Source organism: Stenotrophomonas mori (assembly GCF_023556335.1).
Lineage (GTDB): Bacteria > Pseudomonadota > Gammaproteobacteria > Xanthomonadales > Xanthomonadaceae > Stenotrophomonas > Stenotrophomonas mori.
Genome location: NZ_JAIKTS010000001.1, coordinates 1256059 through 1275518, shown reverse-complemented (window position 1 = coordinate 1275518; position 19460 = coordinate 1256059). Strand labels below are relative to the sequence as shown.

18 protein-coding genes and 1 pseudogene are annotated in these 19460 nt (G+C 71.9%); 15 read left to right on the top strand and 4 right to left on the bottom strand.

Features of this window, described 5'->3' with window-relative positions; translation table 11 throughout:
• Nucleotides 1–110: 110 nt before the first annotated feature.
• The gene (locus K5L01_RS05705; RefSeq protein WP_250062716.1) at nucleotides 111–1160 is read left to right on the top strand and encodes an Lnb N-terminal periplasmic domain-containing protein; all 1050 of its coding nucleotides are present in this window, start codon (nucleotides 111–113) and stop codon (nucleotides 1158–1160) included.
• Complete coding sequence (locus tag K5L01_RS05700) at nucleotides 1157–3145, top strand: esterase/lipase family protein (RefSeq protein ID WP_250062714.1); 1989 nt, start codon at nucleotides 1157–1159, stop codon at nucleotides 3143–3145. The genes K5L01_RS05705 and K5L01_RS05700 overlap by 4 nt, the downstream gene beginning before the upstream one ends.
• Before the next feature lie 95 nt (nucleotides 3146–3240).
• Here K5L01_RS05700 and K5L01_RS05695 read toward each other — a convergent pair.
• The 3 genes and pseudogenes from K5L01_RS05695 to K5L01_RS05685 all read right to left on the bottom strand — a co-directional run.
• Nucleotides 3241–3363, bottom strand: a pseudogene (locus K5L01_RS05695) (phosphatidylserine decarboxylase); the annotation flags it as partial.
• 78 nt (nucleotides 3364–3441) lie between these two features.
• The gene (gene asd, locus K5L01_RS05690; protein ID WP_250062712.1) at nucleotides 3442–4284 is read right to left on the bottom strand and encodes an archaetidylserine decarboxylase; all 843 of its coding nucleotides are present in this window, start codon (nucleotides 4282–4284) and stop codon (nucleotides 3442–3444) included.
• Nucleotides 4281–4928 carry an SCO family protein gene (locus tag K5L01_RS05685; RefSeq protein WP_250062710.1) on the bottom strand — a complete coding sequence of 216 codons (648 nt, stop codon included), beginning with the start codon at nucleotides 4926–4928 and terminating at the stop codon, nucleotides 4281–4283. Before K5L01_RS05685 ends, asd begins: the two co-directional genes overlap by 4 nt.
• Before the next feature lie 204 nt (nucleotides 4929–5132).
• On the opposite strand from K5L01_RS05685, the gene prmB reads away from it, so the two are divergent.
• From prmB to K5L01_RS05645, 8 genes are all read left to right on the top strand, one after another.
• Entirely contained in the window at nucleotides 5133–6059 is a 927-nt protein-coding gene (prmB, locus tag K5L01_RS05680; RefSeq protein WP_250062708.1) for a 50S ribosomal protein L3 N(5)-glutamine methyltransferase, read from the top strand.
• Nucleotides 6056–7159 carry a chorismate synthase gene (gene aroC / locus K5L01_RS05675; RefSeq protein WP_250062706.1) on the top strand — a complete coding sequence of 368 codons (1104 nt, stop codon included), beginning with the start codon at nucleotides 6056–6058 and terminating at the stop codon, nucleotides 7157–7159. Before prmB ends, aroC begins: the two co-directional genes overlap by 4 nt.
• Nucleotides 7152–8201: a 2-hydroxyacid dehydrogenase gene (locus K5L01_RS05670; RefSeq protein WP_250062704.1), complete on the top strand. Its 1050-nt coding sequence runs from the start codon at nucleotides 7152–7154 to the stop codon at nucleotides 8199–8201. The genes aroC and K5L01_RS05670 overlap by 8 nt, the downstream gene beginning before the upstream one ends.
• Nucleotides 8202–8289: 88 nt before the next feature.
• Nucleotides 8290–9315 (top strand): aspartate-semialdehyde dehydrogenase, encoded by a 1026-nt coding sequence (locus K5L01_RS05665; RefSeq protein ID WP_250062702.1) that lies wholly within the window; start codon nucleotides 8290–8292, stop codon nucleotides 9313–9315.
• Between the two features lie 108 nt (nucleotides 9316–9423).
• Nucleotides 9424–11268 (top strand): type IV pilus assembly protein FimV, encoded by a 1845-nt coding sequence (locus tag K5L01_RS05660; RefSeq protein WP_250062700.1) that lies wholly within the window; start codon nucleotides 9424–9426, stop codon nucleotides 11266–11268.
• Nucleotides 11265–11642 carry a VOC family protein gene (locus K5L01_RS05655; RefSeq protein WP_250062698.1) on the top strand — a complete coding sequence of 126 codons (378 nt, stop codon included), beginning with the start codon at nucleotides 11265–11267 and terminating at the stop codon, nucleotides 11640–11642. The genes K5L01_RS05660 and K5L01_RS05655 overlap by 4 nt, the downstream gene beginning before the upstream one ends.
• A gap of 58 nt (nucleotides 11643–11700) precedes the next feature.
• On the top strand, nucleotides 11701–12474 hold the full coding sequence (gene truA / locus K5L01_RS05650) for a tRNA pseudouridine(38-40) synthase TruA (protein WP_250062696.1): 774 nt from the start codon (nucleotides 11701–11703) through the stop codon (nucleotides 12472–12474).
• A complete protein-coding gene (locus tag K5L01_RS05645) occupies nucleotides 12471–13130 on the top strand; it encodes a phosphoribosylanthranilate isomerase (RefSeq protein WP_250062694.1) in 660 nt (219 codons plus the stop codon). The genes truA and K5L01_RS05645 overlap by 4 nt, the downstream gene beginning before the upstream one ends.
• 79 nt (nucleotides 13131–13209) lie before the next feature.
• Here K5L01_RS05645 and K5L01_RS05640 read toward each other — a convergent pair whose 3' ends face one another.
• Nucleotides 13210–14106 carry a LysR family transcriptional regulator gene (locus tag K5L01_RS05640; RefSeq protein WP_250062692.1) on the bottom strand — a complete coding sequence of 299 codons (897 nt, stop codon included), beginning with the start codon at nucleotides 14104–14106 and terminating at the stop codon, nucleotides 13210–13212.
• Between the two features lie 93 nt (nucleotides 14107–14199).
• Between K5L01_RS05640 and trpB the strand changes: the two genes are divergently transcribed.
• The 5 genes from trpB (at nucleotide 14200) to glmM (ending at nucleotide 19377) form a co-directional block, all read left to right on the top strand.
• A complete protein-coding gene (gene trpB, locus K5L01_RS05635) occupies nucleotides 14200–15417 on the top strand; it encodes a tryptophan synthase subunit beta (RefSeq protein ID WP_250062690.1) in 1218 nt (405 codons plus the stop codon).
• Nucleotides 15414–16142: a hypothetical protein gene (locus K5L01_RS05630; protein WP_250062688.1), complete on the top strand. Its 729-nt coding sequence runs from the start codon at nucleotides 15414–15416 to the stop codon at nucleotides 16140–16142. Before trpB ends, K5L01_RS05630 begins: the two co-directional genes overlap by 4 nt.
• A gap of 7 nt (nucleotides 16143–16149) precedes the next feature.
• Nucleotides 16150–16953, top strand: a complete 804-nt coding sequence (gene trpA, locus K5L01_RS05625) for a tryptophan synthase subunit alpha (RefSeq protein WP_250063488.1) — start codon at nucleotides 16150–16152, stop codon at nucleotides 16951–16953.
• Between the two features lie 163 nt (nucleotides 16954–17116).
• Nucleotides 17117–18004 carry an acetyl-CoA carboxylase, carboxyltransferase subunit beta gene (gene accD, locus K5L01_RS05620; protein WP_250062686.1) on the top strand — a complete coding sequence of 296 codons (888 nt, stop codon included), beginning with the start codon at nucleotides 17117–17119 and terminating at the stop codon, nucleotides 18002–18004.
• Nucleotides 18004–19377 (top strand): phosphoglucosamine mutase, encoded by a 1374-nt coding sequence (glmM, locus tag K5L01_RS05615; protein ID WP_250062684.1) that lies wholly within the window; start codon nucleotides 18004–18006, stop codon nucleotides 19375–19377. Before accD ends, glmM begins: the two co-directional genes overlap by 1 nt.
• Nucleotides 19378–19460: the final 83 nt, after the last annotated feature.

The following is a 19460-nucleotide window of genomic DNA, read 5'->3' as shown; positions in this document are numbered from 1 at the left end:
CCTGTCCGGCGTTCCTCGATTCCGGGGCCGGTCCCGGGGTTGCCGGCACTCCCTGGATCCGCGGAGACCGGGAACGGAAACCTCGCGTGGCCGGGCCGACGGGGAACGCCATGACGGCCGCGGGCGGTGCCTCGCCTGTCCGCGGCGGCCTGCGCCTGGCCGGCGCGGGCCACCTGCTTCTCAGTACCGGCGTCTTCGTCATCGCCCTCTTCGGAGTGGGAGCGCTCTGGTTCCAGGCAGCCCCGCTGCTGCGTTGGCCGTTGCTGGCACTGTGGTGCGCGGCGAGCGTGGCCGGCATGCGTGCGCCATGGTCGCGCCGCGCGCGCGGCCTGGCCTGGGGGCCGTGGGTGATCGCCGTGCTGGCGTTGGCGGCCTGGTGGTCGACGCTGCGGCCTTCGCATGACCGCCTCTGGGCCGACGACGTCGCCCGGCTCCTGCAGGTGGAGAGCGATGGCCGCCACGTCGTGCTGCACAACGTGCGCAATTTCGACTGGCGCAGCGAGACCGACTACACCGCGCGCTGGGAGACCCGGGAGTACGACCTGGAGACGCTTGCCAGCGCCGACCTGATCCTCTCCTACTGGATGGGGCCGCACATCGCCCATACCCTGGTGTCGTTCGGTTTCGACGATGGCCGCCAGCTGGTGTTTTCGCTGGAGATCCGCAAGGAACGCCACGAGTCGTTCTCGGCGGTCGGCGGCTTTTTCAGGCAGTACGAAACCGTGCTGGTCGCCGCCGACGAGAACGACATCGTGCGCACCCGCACCAACGCCCGCGGCGAGGATGTCTACCTGTACCGGCTCGGTATCGGCCGGCCCGCGCTGCGGGCGATGTTCCTGGGCTACCTCGACGAAGCGGAGGCGCTGCGCGGGACGCCGCAGTTCTACAACACCCTGACCAGCAACTGCACGACCATCGTTTTCGATCTCGCGCGCACCATCGCGCCGGCGCTGCCGCTGGATTACCGGCTGCTGCTGTCCGGGCACCTGGCTGAGTACGCCGGGGAAGTGGGGGGGCTGGCGCCGGGCTACTCCTATGCCGAGCTGCAGCGCGCCGGCCGGATCACCGACCGTGCCCGGGCCTTCGAGGGCAGCGCGGACGGCTTCCCGCGGGCGATCCGCACCGGGGTGCCAGGCATCGACGGGGAGCGGACGCGATGACCGCCTGGCAACGCCTGCTGGCCGCGGCCACGCTTGCCCTGTCCCTGGGCGGCTGTGCGGTCCTGAGCCAGTTCGCGCCGGCGGTCGAGCTGGAATCGATGACGCCGGGCGAATACATCGCCCAGCAGCGTGGCGACCTGCTCACCACCGGCCGGCTCAGCGCCCTGACGCAGCAGACCATCCGCGTGGCCGGGCTGGAAACCGAGGGCTGCGCCGCGTCGCGGCTGGACTGCATCCGTGCAATGGAGGCCGCCACCGGCCTGGCCGACGAGCGCAGGCTGTCGGCCTTGTCCGAGCTGTGGCTGCAGCAGGCGATGCTGTCGGGCGAGGCCGCGACCGACGACGACGCGCGCCTGCAGGCCTGGATGGAGGCGGCCCGGCATGCCTATGCCTACCTGTTCTTCAGCGGACGGCCGCCGGAGCAGCGCGTGTTCGAGGACCGCCAGACCCAGGTCCGCGACTGGTACAACCAGGCCGTGCAGGAAGCGACCACGCTGCTGTTCGAGGGCGACCGCCCATGGGTGCCGGAGACATCGCCGGCGGAGACGGCGCCGCTCGGGCGCCTCCAGCGCGCGGGCTGGGTCTTCCGCATCGACCTGTCGAGCGTGCGCCTGCCGGAGGGCGTCACCGTGCCCGAGGAGCTGCTTTCGGCATCCTCGCTGTCGTTCAAGGGGCTGCACAACACCTGGCGGCGCAACGGCTTCGGAGCGGAGCTGGTGGCGGTGATGGGCGAGGACCCTGTCACCTCGGCAGCGCCCGCGGCGCCGGCCGGAGACGGCAAGCAGGCCAGGCACCGGCGCCCCGCCTGGAGCGAGATGCCGTCGCCCGGGATGACCGTGCTGTTCCACTTCCGCGGCCACGACCTGGCGGAGCTGCTCGCCCAGCAGGACGTCCGGGTCAGCGTGCATGACCCCTATGTACAGGACAGCATCGAGCTGCACGGCTACCGGGTGCCGCTGGCCGCCAACTTCACGGCCGGGTACGGGCTGTGGCTGGCGCGCTCGGGGTTCAACCGGCAATCGCTGCGCACCCTGTTCGGCCGTGGCCGGAGCATCGACCGCCCGCACCTGTACATGATGCAGCCGTACGATCCCGAGCGCCGGATCATCCTGATGCTGCACGGGCTGGCCAGCAGCCCGGAAGCCTGGGTCAACGTCGCCAACGAGATCCAGGGCGATGACGAACTGCGGCGCAATTTCCAGATCTGGCAGGTCTACTACCCGACCAACATGCCGGTCGTCGTCAACCATTTCGCGATCCGCCGGCTGGTCGCGCGCACGCTGGCGAACTTCGATCCCGACGGCCGCGCGCCGGCCTCCCGCGACATGGTGCTGGTCGGGCACAGCATGGGCGGCGTCATCGGCCGCCTGATGGTGTCATCGGCGGACGAACAGCTGTGGACATGGGCCGACGAGGCCTATCCGGCCGAGATGCGGCGACTGGAAAGATTCCGGCCGCGGCTGGATCCGGTGCTGCGGTTCGAGCCGATGCCGCAGATCGAACGCGCGGTGTTCATCGCCACGCCGCACCGCGGGACGGCGGTGGCCGGCAACCGGCTCGGACGCTGGATTTCGCGGCTGGTGCGGCTGCCGCTGACCCTGCTGGAGAACTTCGCGGAGATCCTGCAGGTCATGCCCGAAGCATTGGCCGAACAGGACACGACAACCTCCAGGCCGCTGCCCAACAGCATCGACAACCTCGATGCCAACGATCCGTTCGTCCGCGTGGCCGCCGATCTGCCGATGTCGCCCGCAGTGCGCTACCACTCGATCATCGCGCAGCTGGACGCCTCGCAGCCGCTGGACCGCTCCGATGACGGCCTGGTGCCGTACCGCAGCGCGCACCTGGCCGGCGCGGTGTCGGAGAAGGTGATCGTCTCGGGCCACAGCGTGCAGGAAACCGCGCCGGCGATCCTCGAACTGCGGCGGATTCTCCACCAGGACCTGGAGGCGATGGGCGGACGCGCGCCGCAAGGGGCCGACTGAGTCCGGCTGCCGCAGGCCGTGCGGCACGGGCATGGGCGGTCCGGACCGGCGGACGCGTCGCCACGCGCTGCGATGCCGCCGCGCCGGAACCCGCGTTACGTCAAGCGCGCGAGCAGCTGCCCGAGCCGCACCGGGCTTTCGGCCTTCAGTGCCGGATCGAATGCCGCCACCCCCGGCGGCAGCAGCACGATCACGGTGGAGCCGTAGTTGAAACGCGCCGCGCCGCAGCGTCGGCAGGGCGCCGTGGTGGCGGGCGCGTCGCCACGCGCCGCGATGCCGCCGCGCCGGAGCCGGCGTTACGTCAAGCGCGCGAGCAGTTGCCCGAGCCGCACGGGGCTTTCGGCCTTCAGTGCCGGATCGAATGCCGCCACCCCCGGCGGCAGCAGCACGATCACGGTGGAGCCGTAGTTGAAGCGCGCCATCTCCGCGAACCGCTCCAGCGTGATCCCCTTGCCGCGCCAGTCCTTGCGGGTGATGCGGTCGCCATAGGCGGGAATTTCCTCGCCGCTCCAGACGGTTTCCACGCCGCTGACCAGCAGTGCGCCGACCATCACCTGCACCATCGGGCCGAAGTCGGTGTCGAAGTGGCAGACCAGGCGCTCGTTGCGGGCGAACAGCCGCGGTACGTTGGCCACCGCGTCGGGGCCGACGCTGAACAGCCGTCCGGGCACGTGCACGGTCTCGCGCAGGGTGCCGGTCCAGGCCATGTGCACGCGGTGGTAGTCGCGCGGGGAGAGGTAGACCGTGGCGAACAGCCCGTTGGCGAATGCGGCGGCATCGGCGGCGTCGCCAAGCAGCTCGGCGGCGGTGAACGACTGCCCCTTGGCCTGGAAGATGCGGCCGTCCTCGATCGGTCCGAGCTGGCTGATGCGGCCGTCGGCGGGCATCAGCAGGCTGCGCGGATCGGCATCGGCACGACGGGCCCCGGGTTTCAGTGCGCGGGTGAAGAAGGCGTTGAAGCTGGGGTAGCTGCGCGGATCCGGGTCGGCCGCTTCGGCCAGGTCGACGTCGAAACGGCGGGTCACCGTGTCGATCAGCCAGCGCGAGATCCGCGGGTTGCGGGAATACGCCAGCGACCGCGCCATCGACGACAGCAGGCGGTGCGGCAGTACATGGGTGAGGGCGGTGAGCAGGCTCATGGGGCGGACGTGCCGGTCAGCTTTTCCAGGTCGAGGGCGATCTGGCGGGGGTCGAAGGGGGGACGCATCAGGCCGGCCAGGCGGACGTCGGGATCGAGCACGGCGATGCTGGCCGAGTGGTCCATGCTGTAGTCGTCCGGATTCTTGTCGAAGTTCCGGCCGGGCGCCTTCTGGAACACCAGCCCCAGCGCGGTGGCGAAGCGTTCCAGCGACGGCACGTCGGCGGTGGCCGCCAGCGTGTCCTTGTGGAAGGCATGGGCGTATTCGCCCAGCCGCACGGGGGTGTCGCGCTCCGGGTCCACGGACACGAACACCACGCGCGGGCGCAGGCTCTCGGGGATCTTTTCCCACTGCTTCTGGGCCAGGGCGAGGTCCGCCAGGGTGGTCGGGCAGACATCCGGGCAGGAGGTGAAGCCGAGGAACACCAGGGTCCAGTGGCCGCGCAGTTCGCCGGGAATCAGGCGGGTGCCGTCGGACTGGCTGAGGCTGAAGTCGGGCAGCGGGCGCGGGGTGGGGTAGCGCAGGATCGACCCGGTCGGGTGGGCATCGTCGCGGCCGGGCCCGAAGACCTTCTGCGCCAGCAACAGGCCCAGCCCGGCCGCCAGGGCGATGGCCAGGATGATGCCGGTGGTGCGGTTGAACATGGACCGTGTCTCCGTGCGGATGAGGGCGGTTCCGGGCCCTGCGGGTGCGGCGGCCTGTGGCCGGCGGGCGCCGGTTGTACTTGTGGCGGTGTCCTGCGTCGCGGCCGGCATCGGCGCGGCCGCCGCAGTTTCGGCTGCAACCGGGCAGTCAATATACCGGGTGCGCGCCTATAATCGCAGACCACCAATGCCCCTCGTATTGCCATGACAGCCCAGGCGGCCGCCGAACTCCACACGATCATCGACCTGATCCGCTACGGCGCGAGCCGTTTCAATGCCGCGGGCCTGACCTTCGGCCACAGTTACGACAACGCGCTGGACGAAGCCACCAGCCTGGTGCTGCATGCCCTGCACCTGCCGCCCGACCTGGGCCCGGCCTATGGCCAGGCGCGGGTGCTGGCGGACGAGAAGCAGCAGATCCTGGCGCTGTTCCAGCGGCGCATCGACGAGCGGGTGCCGGCGGCCTACCTGAACGGCGAAGCGTGGTTCGCGGGCCTGAACTTCAAGAGCGACGCGCGCGCCCTGGTGCCGCGTTCGCCGATCGCCGAACTGATCCTGGAAGGATTCGAGCCGTGGCTGGCCGGGCGCGAGGTCAGCCGCGCGCTGGACCTGTGCACCGGGTCGGGCTGCATCGCCATCGCGATGGGCCACTACTACCCGAACTGGCAGGTCGACGGCAGCGACATCAACGACGCGGCGCTGTCGCTGGCGGCCGAGAACAAGCAGCGCCTGCTCGCGCACAACGTCGAGCTGCTCAGGAGCGACCTGTTCGACGGCCTGCAGGGGCGGGTCTACGACCTGATCGTGACCAATCCGCCGTACGTCACCAACGCGGAGACCGACGCGCTGCCGCGCGAGTACGCGCACGAGCCGGAGCTGGCCCTGCGCGCCGGCGACGACGGCCTGGACCTGGTGCTGAAGATCCTGCGCGACGCGCCGGACCACCTGAGCGAGGCCGGGCTGCTGATCTGCGAGGTGGGCGATTCGGAGCAGCATGTCGTCCGCCTGCTGCCGGAGCTGGACCTGGCGTGGATCGAGTTCAAGGTCGGGCAGATGGGCATCTTCGCGGTGGAAGCGGCCGAGCTGCGCGCCCACCATGCCCGCATCGCCGGACTGGCGGCGCAGCGATGAGCGCCAACTCCTTCGGCAAGCTGCTGACCGTCACCACCTTCGGCGAATCGCACGGGCCGGCCATCGGCTGCGTGGTCGACGGCTGCCCGCCCGGGCTGGCGCTCGCCGCCGACGAATTCGCCCACGACCTGCAGCGCCGCGCCACCGGCAAGAGCCGGCACACGTCGGCCCGGCGCGAGGCCGACGAGGTCGAGATCCTGTCCGGGGTGTACGAAGGCCGCACCACCGGTACGCCGATCGCGCTGCTGATCCGCAACATCGACCAGCGCAGCAAGGACTACAGCGCCATCGCCGCGCAGTTCCGCCCCGGCCATGCCGACTACAGCTACTGGCAGAAGTACGGCATCCGCGACCCGCGCGGTGGCGGCCGTTCCTCGGCGCGCGAGACCACCATGCGCGTGGCCGCCGGCGTGATCGCCAAGAAGTGGCTGCGCGAGCGCCACGGCGTGAGCGTGCGCGGCTGGCTGTCGCAGCTGGGCGGGATCACCCCGCGGGGATTCGACTGGAGCGCGGTCGAGGCCAACCCGTTCTTCTGGCCCGACGCCGCGCAGGTCCCCGAGCTGGAGGCCTACATGGACGCGCTGCGCAAGTCCGGCGATTCGGTGGGCGCGCGCGTGCACGTGGTCGCCGACGGCGTGCCGCCGGGCTGGGGCGAACCGATCTACGGCAAGCTCGACGGCGAGATCGCCGCCGCGCTGATGAGCATCAATGCGGTCAAGGGCGTGGAGATCGGCGACGGCTTCGCCAGCGCCGCGCAGAAGGGCACCGAGCACCGCGACCTGATCACTCCCGACGGGTTCCAGTCCAACCACGCCGGCGGCATCCTCGGCGGCATCGCCACCGGGCAGCAGATCGTCGCCTCGATGGTGCTCAAGCCGACCTCCAGCCTGCGCCTGCCGGGGGCGACGGTGGATGTGGACGGCCAGCCGGTCGACGTCATCACCACCGGCCGCCACGACCCCTGCGTCGGCATCCGCGCCACCCCCATCGCCGAGGCGATGCTGGCGCTGGTGCTGATGGACCAGGCGCTGCGCCACCGCGCCCAGTGCGGCGACGTCGGCGACGTCGCTCCGCGCGTCCCCGGGCGCCTCGATGGCTGAACGGCGGCCCCGCGTCTGGGTGTCACAGCCGCTGTTCGACGACACCGTCGCGCAGCTGGCGGCCCATTGCGAGGTGGTGTCCACGCCTGTCGTCACCGTGCACGAGCCGGCAGCCGTGGCGGCGAACCTGGCCGGCGTCGATGCCGCGCTGGTGACGCTCAACGAACGCATCGGCGCCGCCGAGATCGCCGCCGCGACGGCGCTGAAGGTCGTCGCCAACGTCGGCGTCGGCTACAACAACCTGGACATCGCCGCGCTGAGCGCCGCCGGCATCGTCGCCACCAACACCCCCGACGTACTGACCGAGACCACCGCCGACCTGGGGTTCGCGCTGCTGATGGCGGCCGCGCGGCGGATCGTCGAATCCGACCGTTGGCTGCGCGAAGGCCACTGGGACCAGTGGTCGTTCACCACCATGCTCGGCAGCGACCTGCACGGCAGCACCCTGGGCATCCTCGGCATGGGCCGCATCGGCCAGGCCATCGCCCGCCGCGGCCACCACGGCTTCGGCATGAAGGTGCTGTACCACAACCGCTCGCGGCTGCCCGCGGCGGCCGAGCAGGCGGTCGGCGCGCACTATGCCGGCTTCGAGGCGCTGCTGGCCGGCGCCGACCACCTGGTGCTGGTGCTGCCGTACACGGCGCAGAACCACCACCTCATCGATGCCGCGGCGCTGGCCAGGATGAAGCCCACCGCCACGCTGGTGAACATCGCCCGCGGCGGCCTCGTCGACGAGCTGGCCCTGGCCGACGCGCTGGCGCAGGGCCGCCTGGCCGCGGCAGCGCTCGACGTCTACGAGAACGAACCGGACGTGCGCCCGGAACTGCGCGTGCTGCGCAACATCGTGCTGACCCCGCACATCGGCAGCGCCTCGCTGGCCACCCGCCGGGCGATGGTGCAGGTGGCGGTGGACAACCTGCTGGCCGGCCTGGGCCTGGGCCCGGATGCCGGCCGTCCGGCCAATGCGCTCAACGCCATCGACACCGGCATCCCGGCCATTGCCGGCATTGCCGGCGGCATGACCGGCATCGGGAAACGATAGGGAACCTCCGACGCTTGTCTGCGCGAGGTTCCCCGAATCCGGCCCGGCGCGTGTTCCCCTTCTCCCTCTTCCTTTCCGAGTGCATTCCATGAGCAACCCAGCCCGTCGTTTCCACGTAGCCATCGTCGGTGCCACCGGCGCCGTCGGCCAGACCATGCTGTCCATCCTCGCCGAGCGGGACTTCCCGGTCGGCACCCTGACCCTGCTGGCTTCCGAGCGCTCGGCCGGACAGGCGTTCGACTACAAGGACGGCAAGGTCACGGTCCAGGACCTGGCCACGTTCGATCCGGCCGGGGTCGAGATCGCGCTGTTCGCGGCCGGGGGCGGCATTTCCAAGGAGTACGCGCCGAAGTTCGCCGCCGCGGGCGCGGTGGTGATCGACAACTCGTCCTCCTTCCGTTACGACGACGATGTGCCGCTGGTGGTGGCCGAGGTCAATCCGGACGCGGCCAGGCAGCGCCCGCGCGGCATCATCGCCAACCCCAACTGCTCGACCATGCAGCTGATGCCGGTGCTGGCGCCGATCCACCGTGAATACGGCGTCGAGCGCGTCAACATCGCCACCTACCAGTCGGTCTCGGGAGCGGGCCAGTCGGGCATGGAGGAGCTGGGCAAGCAGACCGCGCAGCTGCTCGGCTTCCAGGAGATCGACCCGGCCAAGTTCCCGGTGCAGATCGCCTTCAACCTGATCCCGCACATCGACGAGTTCCTCGACAACGGCTTCACCAAGGAGGAGATGAAGCTGGTCTGGGAAACCCGCAAGATCCTCGGCGACGACAGCATCCAGGTGAATCCCACCGCGGTGCGGGTGCCGGTGTTCTATGGCCACTCCGAGGCGGTCAACGTCGAGACCAGGGACAAGATCAGCGTCGATCAGGCGCGCGCGCTGCTGGCCGCCGCGCCCGGCGTGGAGGTGGTCGACGAGCGCCGGGCGGGGGGATACCCGACGCCGGTCACCCACGCCTCGGGCACGGATCCCGTCTACGTGGGCCGCATCCGCGAGGACCTCTCGCATCCACGCGGGCTGAACCTGTGGGTGGTGGCCGACAACATCCGCAAGGGCGCCGCCCTGAACGCGGTACAGATCGCCGAACTGGTCGCCAACGGCGGCTGAAACCGGCCCGCCCGGATGCCGTGCCGGGTGCCGGCATCCGGGCGGCGGTATTCGGAACCCGGCTCTGCCGGTATATTTGCGGCCATGAAACCAAGGGGCGGGAGCGCCATGCGCGCGATACAAGGCGTGTTCGTCTGCGTGCTGATGCTGTGCAGCAGCGCAGCGCTGGCGTTGGGCCTGGGCAACATCCGGGTGCTGTCGCGGCCGGGTGAGCCGTTGCTGGCGGAGATCCCGGTGATCGCCAGCGACCCGGGCGAGCTGGAGGCCGCCCGGGTCGGCCTGGCGTCGGCGGAGACCTTCGAGCGGGTAGGGCTGTCGCGCCCCGAGGGGCTGGTCAGCGCGCTGCAGTTCCAGTTCGCGCAGGACGCCCAGGGGCGCGCCGTGGTGCGGGTGACCTCGGCGGCGCCGGTGCAGGCGCCGGCCCTGAGCTTCCTGATCGAGGTCGACTGGGGCCAGGGGCGCCTGGTCCGCGAGTATTCGGCGTTGATCGCCACCCCCGACACCGCCACCGCGGTCGCCGAGCCGCTGGTCGAGGCGCCGCAGGCCGCCCCGTCCGACATGATCGTGCGCGAGGCGCCGCCGGCGCCGGCCCCTGCGGGCGCGGCCCCGGTGCCGGTCAAGGAACCTGCGCAGGCCGTGGCCACCCCGGCCGCGCCGCGTCCCGGCGATGCCCGGCCGGCGTCCGCCGGCGGCGATGTGCTGGCACCGGTGCAGCGCGGGCAGGCGCTGTCGCAGATCGCGCTGGGGCTGGCGCGTGAGCGCGGTGCGACCCTGGACCAGACGATGGTGGCGCTGCTGCGCGCGAACCCGGAAGCGTTCATCCGCGGCAACGTCAACCTGCTCCGCGAAGGCGCGGTGCTGCGGGTGCCGGACAGCGATGCATTGCAGGACACCGACGCGGCGGCGGCGCGGGCGATCGTGCGCGAGCATGTGGCGCAGTGGCGCCAGGCGCGGGCGGCGGTGCCGCAGCCGGCCATCGCCGGCAACGTGGAAAAGGCGGCGGGGACGGCGCCGGCCACGGCCGGCGGCGCACGCCTGGAGATCGCGACGGCCGTCCCCGACGGCCAGCGCACGGCAGGTACGACAACCGGGCTCGATGCCGGTGGCGAGGGTGACATGGCGGCGAACGACCAACTGCGGCAGGCCAGGGAAGACCTGGCCACGCGCGATGCGGAACTGCAGGAGCTGCGCGAGCGCGTCGCCGACCTGGAAAAGCTGCAGCAACAGCAGCAATCGCTGATCGCGATGAAGGACAGCGACCTGGCGGCGGCGCAGCAGCGTCTTGCCGAGGCCGGCAAGCAGCCGTCCGCAGGTGCGCCGTGGATGTGGCTGGGCCTGGCGCTGCTGGTGCTGGCCGCCGTCGGCGGATGGTGGCTGTCGCGCCGTCGCCGGCCGTCCCCGTTGCCCCCGCTGCCGCGGATGGGCGAGCCCCGGGCGGAGGGCAGGCTTTCGCCGCTGGCCGCGGCGATGCCGGGGCTGCAGGCCGGCGAGGCCGAGGCACCGCCGGACGTTGACGGGAAGGACGCGGAGGAGGCTGCGGCCGTGGCGGCGCATGGCCTGCCGGCCGACGAGGCTTCGTCCGAGGAGGATGGGCTGGAAGCCGGCGTGGAGCCTGCGCCGTTCTGGCCGGCGTCCGACGCGGATGCCGGCCGCCCGCGGCCGCCGGAGCCGGTGCTGCTGTTCGCGGCCTCGCGCACGCCCGGCGGCGATGACGGTGCGGTGCCGATGAAGGCGTCCGCAGGGCCCGCGCAGGCGCGTTGGCCGGACGACGGTGCCGCGGGCCTGGCGCCGCTCAACCCCGCGCCGGCCGGTCGCGAGCGCCTGGAGTTGGCGATCGCCTACCTGGACCTCGGCGATGCCGAGACTGCCCGGACCCTGCTGAACGAGGTCGCGACCGGTCGCGATCCGCAGGCGCGCGCCGAAGCGCTCGAGCTGCTCGGGCGGCTGGGGTGACCGGATCGCCGCCGCCGGCGCGCGAACGGCGGATCGACTACGTGGAGTTCGCCTCGTGCGACCCGGCCGCGAGCCGGCATTTCTTCGAACGGGTGTTCGGCTGGCGGTTCGAGGCGTACGGGCCGGACTATGCCGCATTCGACGATGGCGGCCTGCAGGGCGGTTTCTTCCGCGGCGCGCCGGCGACGACCGCGAGCGGCGCACCGCTGGTCGTGTTGTACGCGGCGCAGCTGGCACCGCTGCAGGCGGCGGTGCAGGCGCACGGCGGTGTCCTGAGCCGGCCGGCGTTCGCCTTCCCGGGGGGCCGCCGCTTCCAGTTCATCGAGCCCGGTGGCAACGAACTGGCGGTGTGGTCCGAGCGCGACGCGGAGTGAACGGCCGCCGGCCGGCAGGCCGGCGGGACGGAAAGGCAGTGATACGAGAGGTCTGGACATGCGCTATGCGCTGGGCGTGGAATACGACGGCAGCGGCTTCAAGGGGTGGCAGCAGCTGGGCGAGCAGGGCGGTGCGACCGTGCAGGCGACCCTGCAGGACGCCTTGTCGTCGGTGGCCGACGCGCCAGTGAGCGTGGTCTGCGCCGGGCGCACGGATGCCGGGGTGCACGGCGAGTGCCAGGTGGTGCATTTCGACAGCGACGCCGGGCGTGCGCCGCGTGGCTGGGTGCTGGGCACGACCACCCGCCTGCCGCCTTCGGTATGCGTGCGCTGGTGCGTGCCGGTGGCCGACGACTTCCACGCGCGGTTCTCGGCGCGTGCGCGCCGCTACCGCTACCGCCTGCTCAACCGCCAGGTGCGCCCGGCCCTGTACCGGCAGACGCTGAGCTGGGAACGGCGTGCGCTGGACGCTGGCGCCATGCACCGCGCGGCCCAGGCCCTGCTGGGCGAGAACGACTTCGGTGCGTTCCGCAGCGTGCAGTGCCAGGCGCTGCACGCCCGCCGCGAACTGCAGTCCATCAGCGTGCTGCGCCAGGGCGAGGTGGTCGAGGTGCAGGTGCAGGCCAATGCCTTCCTGCACCACATGGTGCGCAACATCGTCGGCTCGCTGCTGCTGGTCGGCGCCGGGGAGAAGCCGGAGGCGTGGATGGGGGAGCTGCTGGCGCAGCGCGACCGCACCCTGGCCGGTCCGACCGCTCCCCCGCAGGGACTGGTGTTCGTCGGCCCGCTGTATCCTGCGCACTGGCAACTGCCGGCCGAGGTGACGCAATGACCCGCACGCTGTTCCGTACCCGCATCAAGTTCTGCGGCATGACCCGCGCCGGCGACATCCGCCTGGCCAGCGAGCTGGGCGTGGATGCGGTGGGTTTCGTCTTCGCCCGCGGCAGTACCCGCCGGGTGGCGCCGGCCGAAGCGCGGGCGATGCGCCAGGCGATCGCGCCGATGGTCGACGTGGTCGCCCTGTTCCGCAACAACAGCCGCGAGGAGGTGCGCGAGGTGATGCGCACGGTGCGTCCGAGCCTGCTGCAGTTCCACGGCGAAGAGGACGACACCTTCTGCCGCGCCTTCAACATGCCCTACCTGAAGGCGGTGGCCATGGGCGGCGCCGAGGCGGTCACCGCGCGCGGCCTGCAGCAGGCGCATCCGCAGGCCGTGGGTTTCCTGCTGGACAGCCATGCGCCGGGCGGCAGCGGCGGCAGCGGGGTCGCTTTCGACTGGTCGCAGGTGCCGACCGGCCTGCACCGGCCGTTCCTGCTGGCCGGCGGCATCCGCCCGGACAACGTGTTCGATGCGATCGCCGCGGTGCAGCCCTGGGGCGTGGACGTCTCCAGCGGCATCGAATCGGAGCCGGGCCTCAAGGACGGCGAGAAGATGCGCCGGTTCGTCGAGGAAGTGCGGCGTGCCGACATGCAGGACGCGTCCGCATAGCCCCGTCGCCGGGGCGGTGGCGGCAGTTGGCCGCCCGCCCGCCGCGATGCTGGCAGGGCAGTGCGGCCGGGGCTGGGCATCAGGCATCGGCCAATTGCCGGCGCAGCCAGTCCGCCAGCGCTTCGATCCGTGGATGCCGGGCGTCGCCGACGGTGCACAGGGCCCAGTGCCCATCGGTATCGACGAATCCCCAGGGCGCGACCAGGCGGCCATTGGCGAGGTCGCCGGCGACCAGCGGGTAAGGGGCGATGGCCACGCCTAGGCCGGCGACCGCGGCCTCGAGCAGGTAGTACAGGTGCGCGAACCCGGTGCCCTGGCGCAATGCCCCCGGTTCCAGGCCGTTCAGGGCGGCCCAGGTGGGCCAGGCCTGCGGCCGCGAATGCGTATGCAGCAGCGCCTGCCCGAGCAGCGCCTGCGGCGGTTGCCGCGCCAGCGGGCCGGCGCCCGGCATGGCCGGGCTGAAGACCGGGCCGATGCGTTCGCTGCCCAGGCCGTGCACGGTCCAGCCCGCCGGCCAGGGCGCCTGCCCCAGCAGCAATGCGGCATCCAGTCCGGCCAGCTGCGGGGCGAAGTCGCCCTCCTGTGCGGCCAGGTGCAGGGTCAGCCCGGGCAGGTCGTCCTGCAGCTGCTGCAGGCGCGGAATCATCCAGCGTGCCAGCACGCTGCCGGGACAGCCCAGCACCAGGACGTCGTTGCGCTGCGCGCGGCGCAGCGCCGCCACGCAGTCGCGCAGCTGCGAGAACGCGCCCGACGCCGCTTCCTGCAGGCGCCGGCCGGCGGCGTTGGGACGGATGCCGCGGCCGTCGCGCTCGAACAGCGCCACGCCCAGGGCATCCTCCAGCACCCGCAGCTGGCGGCTGACCGCTCCGTGGGTCACGTGCAGCTCGGCGGCGGCCAGGCTCACGCTGCGCAGCCGGGCGGTGGCCTCGAAGGCGCGCAGGGCGTGCAGCGGGGGCAGGGAAGGAAGCTCTTTCATGTGAGTTTTTCTAACATGTATCGGCGTATTTATCGATTTTCACATGTGCCCGTGTGCGCTACGGTAGTGGCCTGTCCCGCCCACCGTGATGCCATGACCGCCGTGCCGATCAATGATTTCCACGCCTTCCCCGATGCCCGCGGGCATTTCGGCCGCTTCGGCGGCAGTTTCGTCGCCGAGACCCTGGTCGGTCCGCTGCAGGAGCTGGCCGCCGCCTATGACCAGGCGCGGGTCGATCCGGCGTTCATCGCCGCCTACGACAAGGACCTGAAGCACTACGTCGGCCGTCCGAGCCCGATCTACCATGCCGAGCGCCTGAGCCGCGAGGTCGGTGGCGCGCAGATCCTGCTCAAGCGCGAGGACCTGAACCACACCGGTGCGCACAAGGTGAACAACACCATCGGCCAGGCGCTGCTGGCCGCGCGCATGGGCAAGCCCAGGATCATCGCCGAGACCGGCGCCGGCCAGCACGGCGTGGCCAGTGCCACGGTGGCCGCGCGGCTGGGCCTGGAGTGCGTGGTCTACATGGGCGCCACCGACATCGAGCGGCAGAAGATCAACGTGTACCGGATGAAGCTGCTCGGCGCCACGGTGGTGCCGGTGCGCAGCGGCTCGGCCACGCTCAAGGACGCACTCAACGAAGCCATGCGCGACTGGGTGACCAATGTGCGCGACACCTTCTACATCATCGGCACGGTCGCCGGCCCGGACCCGTACCCGCGGATGGTGCGCGACTTCAATGCCATCGTCGGCCGCGAGGCGCGTGCGCAGATGCTGGAGGACTACGGCCGCCTGCCGGACGCGATCACCGCCTGCGTCGGCGGCGGGTCCAACGCGATCGGCCTGTTCCACGCCTTCCTCAACGACCGCGAGGTGAAGATCTACGGTGCCGAAGCGGCCGGCGATGGCATCGACAGCGGCCGCCACGCGGCGTCGATCTCGGCCGGCAGGCCCGGCGTGCTGCACGGCAACCGCACCTATGTGCTGTGCGACGACGATGGCCTGATCACCGAGACCCATTCCATTTCCGCCGGCCTGGACTACCCGGGCGTCGGTCCGGAGCACGCCTTCCTGGCCGACAGCGGCCGCGCGCAGTACGTGGGCATCACCGACGAGGAAGCGCTGGCGGCATTCCACCGCCTGACCCGGACCGAGGGCATCCTGCCGGCCCTGGAGTCCAGCCACGCGGTGGCGCAGGCGATCAAGCTGGCGCGCGACCTGCCGAAGGATGCGCTGGTGCTGTGCAACCTGTCCGGCCGCGGCGACAAGGACGTGCATACCATCGCCGCGCGCGAAGGGCTGTCGCTGTGAGGGCCGCCGCGGATTCCAGCCGCGCCGCCCTCACCCGCGGGCGTCCGCTGGCGAACGGCCGTGGTCAGGATCGGCGCGCGCCGCGGCTGCGCTCGGCCGCACTGGCCTGCTGCATCGCATCGGCACTGGCGGCCTGCGCCCCCGCGGACCCCGGGAGCGCGCCGGCCACGCCCGCTCCGCCCGCGGTTTCCACGGCGGCGCCCGCCACCGCCTCCCCGGCGGCGGACGGCGACGGCGGCCAGGAGCCGGCGGCGCAGCTGGCCGCCGTTGGCCGCCTGCGGGTCGGCGCCGCGTTCGGCAAGGCGCCGGGTGACGAGGCCTTCAAGGCCGCCGGCATGCGCGAGGCGATGGAGGGCGACTGCGAGTACTACGACCAGGGCACGTTGCCGGACGGCCTGTCGATGATGGTGATCGCCGACCGCATCGCGCGCTTCGATGTGCGGGGCGACGGCGACCCCGGCGAGCGCCTCGATGCGCGGCCGGCCGGCGCCCCCGCGGTGCCGTTCGGCCTGTGGGTGGGCATGGACGTCGCCGCGGCGAAGCAGCGCCTGCCTGCGGGCGTCGTGGTCAGCCCGCACGCCTATGTGTCGCCCGATGGCGACTACCTGACCTGGACCGACGGGCAGGCCGGCCTGGCCCTGCGCCTGGAAACCCTCAACGGCGTGGTGACCTCGATCTACTGGGGCCAGCCGGATGCGGTCGAACTGATTGAAGGATGTGCCTGAGATGTCCGTGACCCGAATTGACGAATGCTTTGCCCGCCTGCGGGCGTCCGGCCGCAAGGCCCTGATCCCGTTCATCACCGCCGGTGATCCGGCGCTGGAGGCCACCGTTCCGGTGATGCATGCGCTGGTCGCCGCCGGCGCCGACGTGGTGGAGCTGGGGGTGCCGTTTTCCGACCCGATGGCCGACGGCCCGACCATCCAGCGCAGCTCCGAGCGCGCTCTGGCGCGTGGGGCCGGGCAGCGCTACGTCCTGGAGACGGTGGCGCGGTTCCGCGAGCAGGACACGCGGACGCCGGTGGTGCTGATGGGCTATCTCAACCCGGTGGAGATCCGGGGGGCCACGGCGTTCGCCGAGGCCGCGGTCGCCGCCGGCGTGGACGGCGTGCTGCTGGTGGACCTGCCGCCGGAAGAGGCCGAGGAGACCCGCGCGGCGTTCACCGCGGCCGGGCTGGGGCTGATCCTGCTCGCCTCGCCGACCAGCAGCGAGCAGCGGCTCGACGCGCTGTGCGAGGCGGCGCAGGGTTATCTCTATTACGTCAGTTTCACCGGCGTCACCGGTGCTTCGGAGCGGCTGGACAGCGGCGCCGCGGGCGAGCGGCTGCGCACGCTGCGGCACCGTTCGCAGGTGCCGGTGGTGGTCGGTTTCGGCATCAGCGATGCCGCCAGCGCCGCCGCCATGGCGACCGATGCCGACGGCGTGGTGGTCGGCAGCGCGCTGGTGGCGGCGATGGCCGAGGCGGCCTCGCCGGAGGATGCCGCGCGCCGCGGTGGCGCTTTCCTGGCCCCGCTGCGGCAGGCGCTGGACGCCTGAGGCGCGGGCCGGGACGGCCGGCGCGGGACGATTCCCGGCGCCGGCGGTGGCCGGCGGGGCGGGCCCGGTGGCGGCAGTACGCTACCGTCGGTTTGCCGGTGCAGGCTAGACTGTCGGCCCTGTCGCGGCCCCCGGGCCGCTCTGAACGGAACCGTCATCGCGCATGAGCTGGCTCAGCAAATTGATGCCCTCGGGCATCCGTACCGACAACACGCCCAACAAGAAGCGCAGTGTCCCCGAAGGGTTGTGGGAGAAGTGCAGCCGCTGCGGGACGCCCCTGTACCGGCCGGAACTGGAGGAGAACCTCGAGGTCTGCCCGAAGTGCGGCCACCACATGGCCATCCGCGCGCGCGCGCGCCTGGCGTCGATCTTCGACCCGGACAGCACCACCGAGATCGCGGCCCGCCTGGGGCCAGTCGACCAGCTCAAGTTCAAGGACCAGAGGCGGTACCTCGAACGCATCAAGGCCTCGCAGAAGGCCACCGGCGAATACGATGTGCTGGTGATGATGCGCGGCACCCTGAAGGGGCGCCCGCTGGTCGCCGGTTCCTTCGACTTCGCCTTCATGGGGGGCTCGATGGGGTCGGTGGTCGGTGAGCGCTTCGCGCTGGCGGCCGAGACCGCGGTGGAGATCGGCGCGCCGTTCGTGTGCTTCACCGCCAGCGGCGGCGCGCGCATGCAGGAAGGCCTGTTCTCGCTGATGCAGATGGCCAAGACCTCGGCCGCGCTGGGCAAGGTGCGCGAAGCGGGGCTGCCGTACATCTCGGTGCTCACCCACCCGACCACCGGCGGTGTCACGGCCTCGCTCGGGATGCTCGGCGACATCAACATCGCCGAGCCGCAGGCGCTGATCGGCTTCGCCGGCCCGCGCGTGATCGAGCAGACCGTGCGCGAGAAACTCCCCGAAGGCTTCCAGCGTTCGGAATTCCTCCTCGACCACGGTGCCATCGACCAGATCTGCGACCGCCGCGAAATGCGCGACCGCCTGGCCGACCTGCTGGCCCTGTTGATGCGCCAGGAGCGCCCGGCCAGCGACCCGGCAGCGGCCTGATGGCGGCCCGCAGGTATTTCGGTACCGACGGCATCCGTGGCCGGGTCGGGGAAGGGGCGATCTCCGCCGATTTCGTCCTGCGGCTGGGCAACGCCTACGGCCGCGCGCTGGTGGCGGCGGTCCAGGCGCGCAGCGCCGGCCGCAAGCCGCTGGTGATCATCGGCAAGGACACCCGGATCTCCAACTACATGTTCGAGGCCGCGCTGGAGGCCGGGCTGGTCGCCGCCGGCGTGCACGTGCAGCTGATGGGGCCGATGCCGACGCCGGCGGTGGCGCACCTGACCCGTTCGCTGCGCGCCGATGGCGGCATCGTCATCTCGGCCTCGCACAACCCGCACCACGACAACGGCATCAAGTTCTTCTCCGCGCTGGGGGAGAAGCTCGACGATGCGAGCGAGCTGGCGATCGAGGCCGCGCTCGACGAACCGTTCACCACGGTGCCGTCGGAGCGCCTGGGCAAGGCGGTGCGCACGCGCGACGCCATCGGGCGCTATGTCGAGGCCTGCAAGAATTCGGTCCCGCGCGACTTCGACCTGGAAGGGCTGCGGATCGCCGTGGACTGCGCCAACGGCGCGACCTACCAGGTCGGGCCGCTGGTGCTGCGCGAGCTGGGCGCCAGTGTCGAGGCGATCGGGGTCGAGCCCAACGGGGTGAACATCAACGACGGCGTGGGCTCGATGCACCCGGAAGCGCTGGCGGACAAGGTGCGGGAGTGCGGTGCCGACCTGGGCATCGCCTTCGACGGCGATGGCGACCGGCTGCTGTTCGTCGACGGCGACGGCGGCGTCCACGATGGCGACGACCTGCTGTACCTGCTGGCGATGGACTGGAGCGCCAGCGGCCGGCTGCACGGGCCGGTGGTCGGCACGCTGATGACCAACTACGGGTTCGAGCAGGCGCTGCGCGCGGCCGGGATCGGCTTCGTGCGCGCCGACGTCGGCGACCGCCACGTCCACCATGCGCTGCTGGCGCAGGGCGGGGTGCTGGGCGGCGAGGCGTCCGGGCACCTGCTGTGCCTGGACCGCGCGACCACCGGCGACGGCATCATCAGTGCGCTGCAGGTGCTGGAAGTGCTGCGCCGGCGCGGCTGCACCCTGCAGCAGGCGCTGGCGGGCCTGAGCCGGGTGCCGCAGCGGACGGTCAATGTGCAGGTCGGCGCGGGCGGATCGGCGCGGGCCATCGTGGCATCGTCCGCGGTGCAGGCGGCGCTGGCCGGCGCGCAGCTGGCCATCGTCGGGCGCGGGCGCGCCTTCCTGCGCCCCTCGGGTACCGAGCCGGTGGTCCGGGTGACGGTGGAGGCCGACGACGCGGCCCTGATGCAGACGACCCTGGAGCGCCTGGCGGCCGCCGTGGCCGCGGCCGCCGGCGGTTGAGCCGGCGGGCAGCGGCCCGGGCCGATCTGTCACAATGCCGGTCCCGGCGTCCGATGGCGCCGGACCGGACATACATGACAGCC

Bases quoted from the DNA above. Each gene is read 5' to 3' on its own strand.
- glmM (WP_250062684.1), top strand. From the start codon at position 18,004: ATGGCGGCCCGCAGGTATTTCGGTACCGACGGCATCCGTGGCCGGGTC.
- K5L01_RS05645 (WP_250062694.1), top strand. From the start codon at position 12,471: ATGACCCGCACGCTGTTCCGTACCCGCATCAAGTTCTGCGGCATGACC.
- K5L01_RS05660 (WP_250062700.1), top strand. From the start codon at position 9,424: ATGCGCGCGATACAAGGCGTGTTCGTCTGCGTGCTGATGCTGTGCAGC.
- aroC (WP_250062706.1), top strand. From the start codon at position 6,056: ATGAGCGCCAACTCCTTCGGCAAGCTGCTGACCGTCACCACCTTCGGC.
- K5L01_RS05700 (WP_250062714.1), top strand. From the start codon at position 1,157: ATGACCGCCTGGCAACGCCTGCTGGCCGCGGCCACGCTTGCCCTGTCC.
- asd (WP_250062712.1), bottom strand. From the start codon at position 4,284: ATGAGCCTGCTCACCGCCCTCACCCATGTACTGCCGCACCGCCTGCTG.
- prmB (WP_250062708.1), top strand. From the start codon at position 5,133: ATGACAGCCCAGGCGGCCGCCGAACTCCACACGATCATCGACCTGATC.
- K5L01_RS05705 (WP_250062716.1), top strand. From the start codon at position 111: ATGACGGCCGCGGGCGGTGCCTCGCCTGTCCGCGGCGGCCTGCGCCTG.
- truA (WP_250062696.1), top strand. From the start codon at position 11,701: ATGCGCTATGCGCTGGGCGTGGAATACGACGGCAGCGGCTTCAAGGGG.
- K5L01_RS05670 (WP_250062704.1), top strand. From the start codon at position 7,152: ATGGCTGAACGGCGGCCCCGCGTCTGGGTGTCACAGCCGCTGTTCGAC.
- K5L01_RS05665 (WP_250062702.1), top strand. From the start codon at position 8,290: ATGAGCAACCCAGCCCGTCGTTTCCACGTAGCCATCGTCGGTGCCACC.
- K5L01_RS05640 (WP_250062692.1), bottom strand. From the start codon at position 14,106: ATGAAAGAGCTTCCTTCCCTGCCCCCGCTGCACGCCCTGCGCGCCTTC.
- trpB (WP_250062690.1), top strand. From the start codon at position 14,200: ATGACCGCCGTGCCGATCAATGATTTCCACGCCTTCCCCGATGCCCGC.
- accD (WP_250062686.1), top strand. From the start codon at position 17,117: ATGAGCTGGCTCAGCAAATTGATGCCCTCGGGCATCCGTACCGACAAC.
- K5L01_RS05685 (WP_250062710.1), bottom strand. From the start codon at position 4,928: ATGTTCAACCGCACCACCGGCATCATCCTGGCCATCGCCCTGGCGGCC.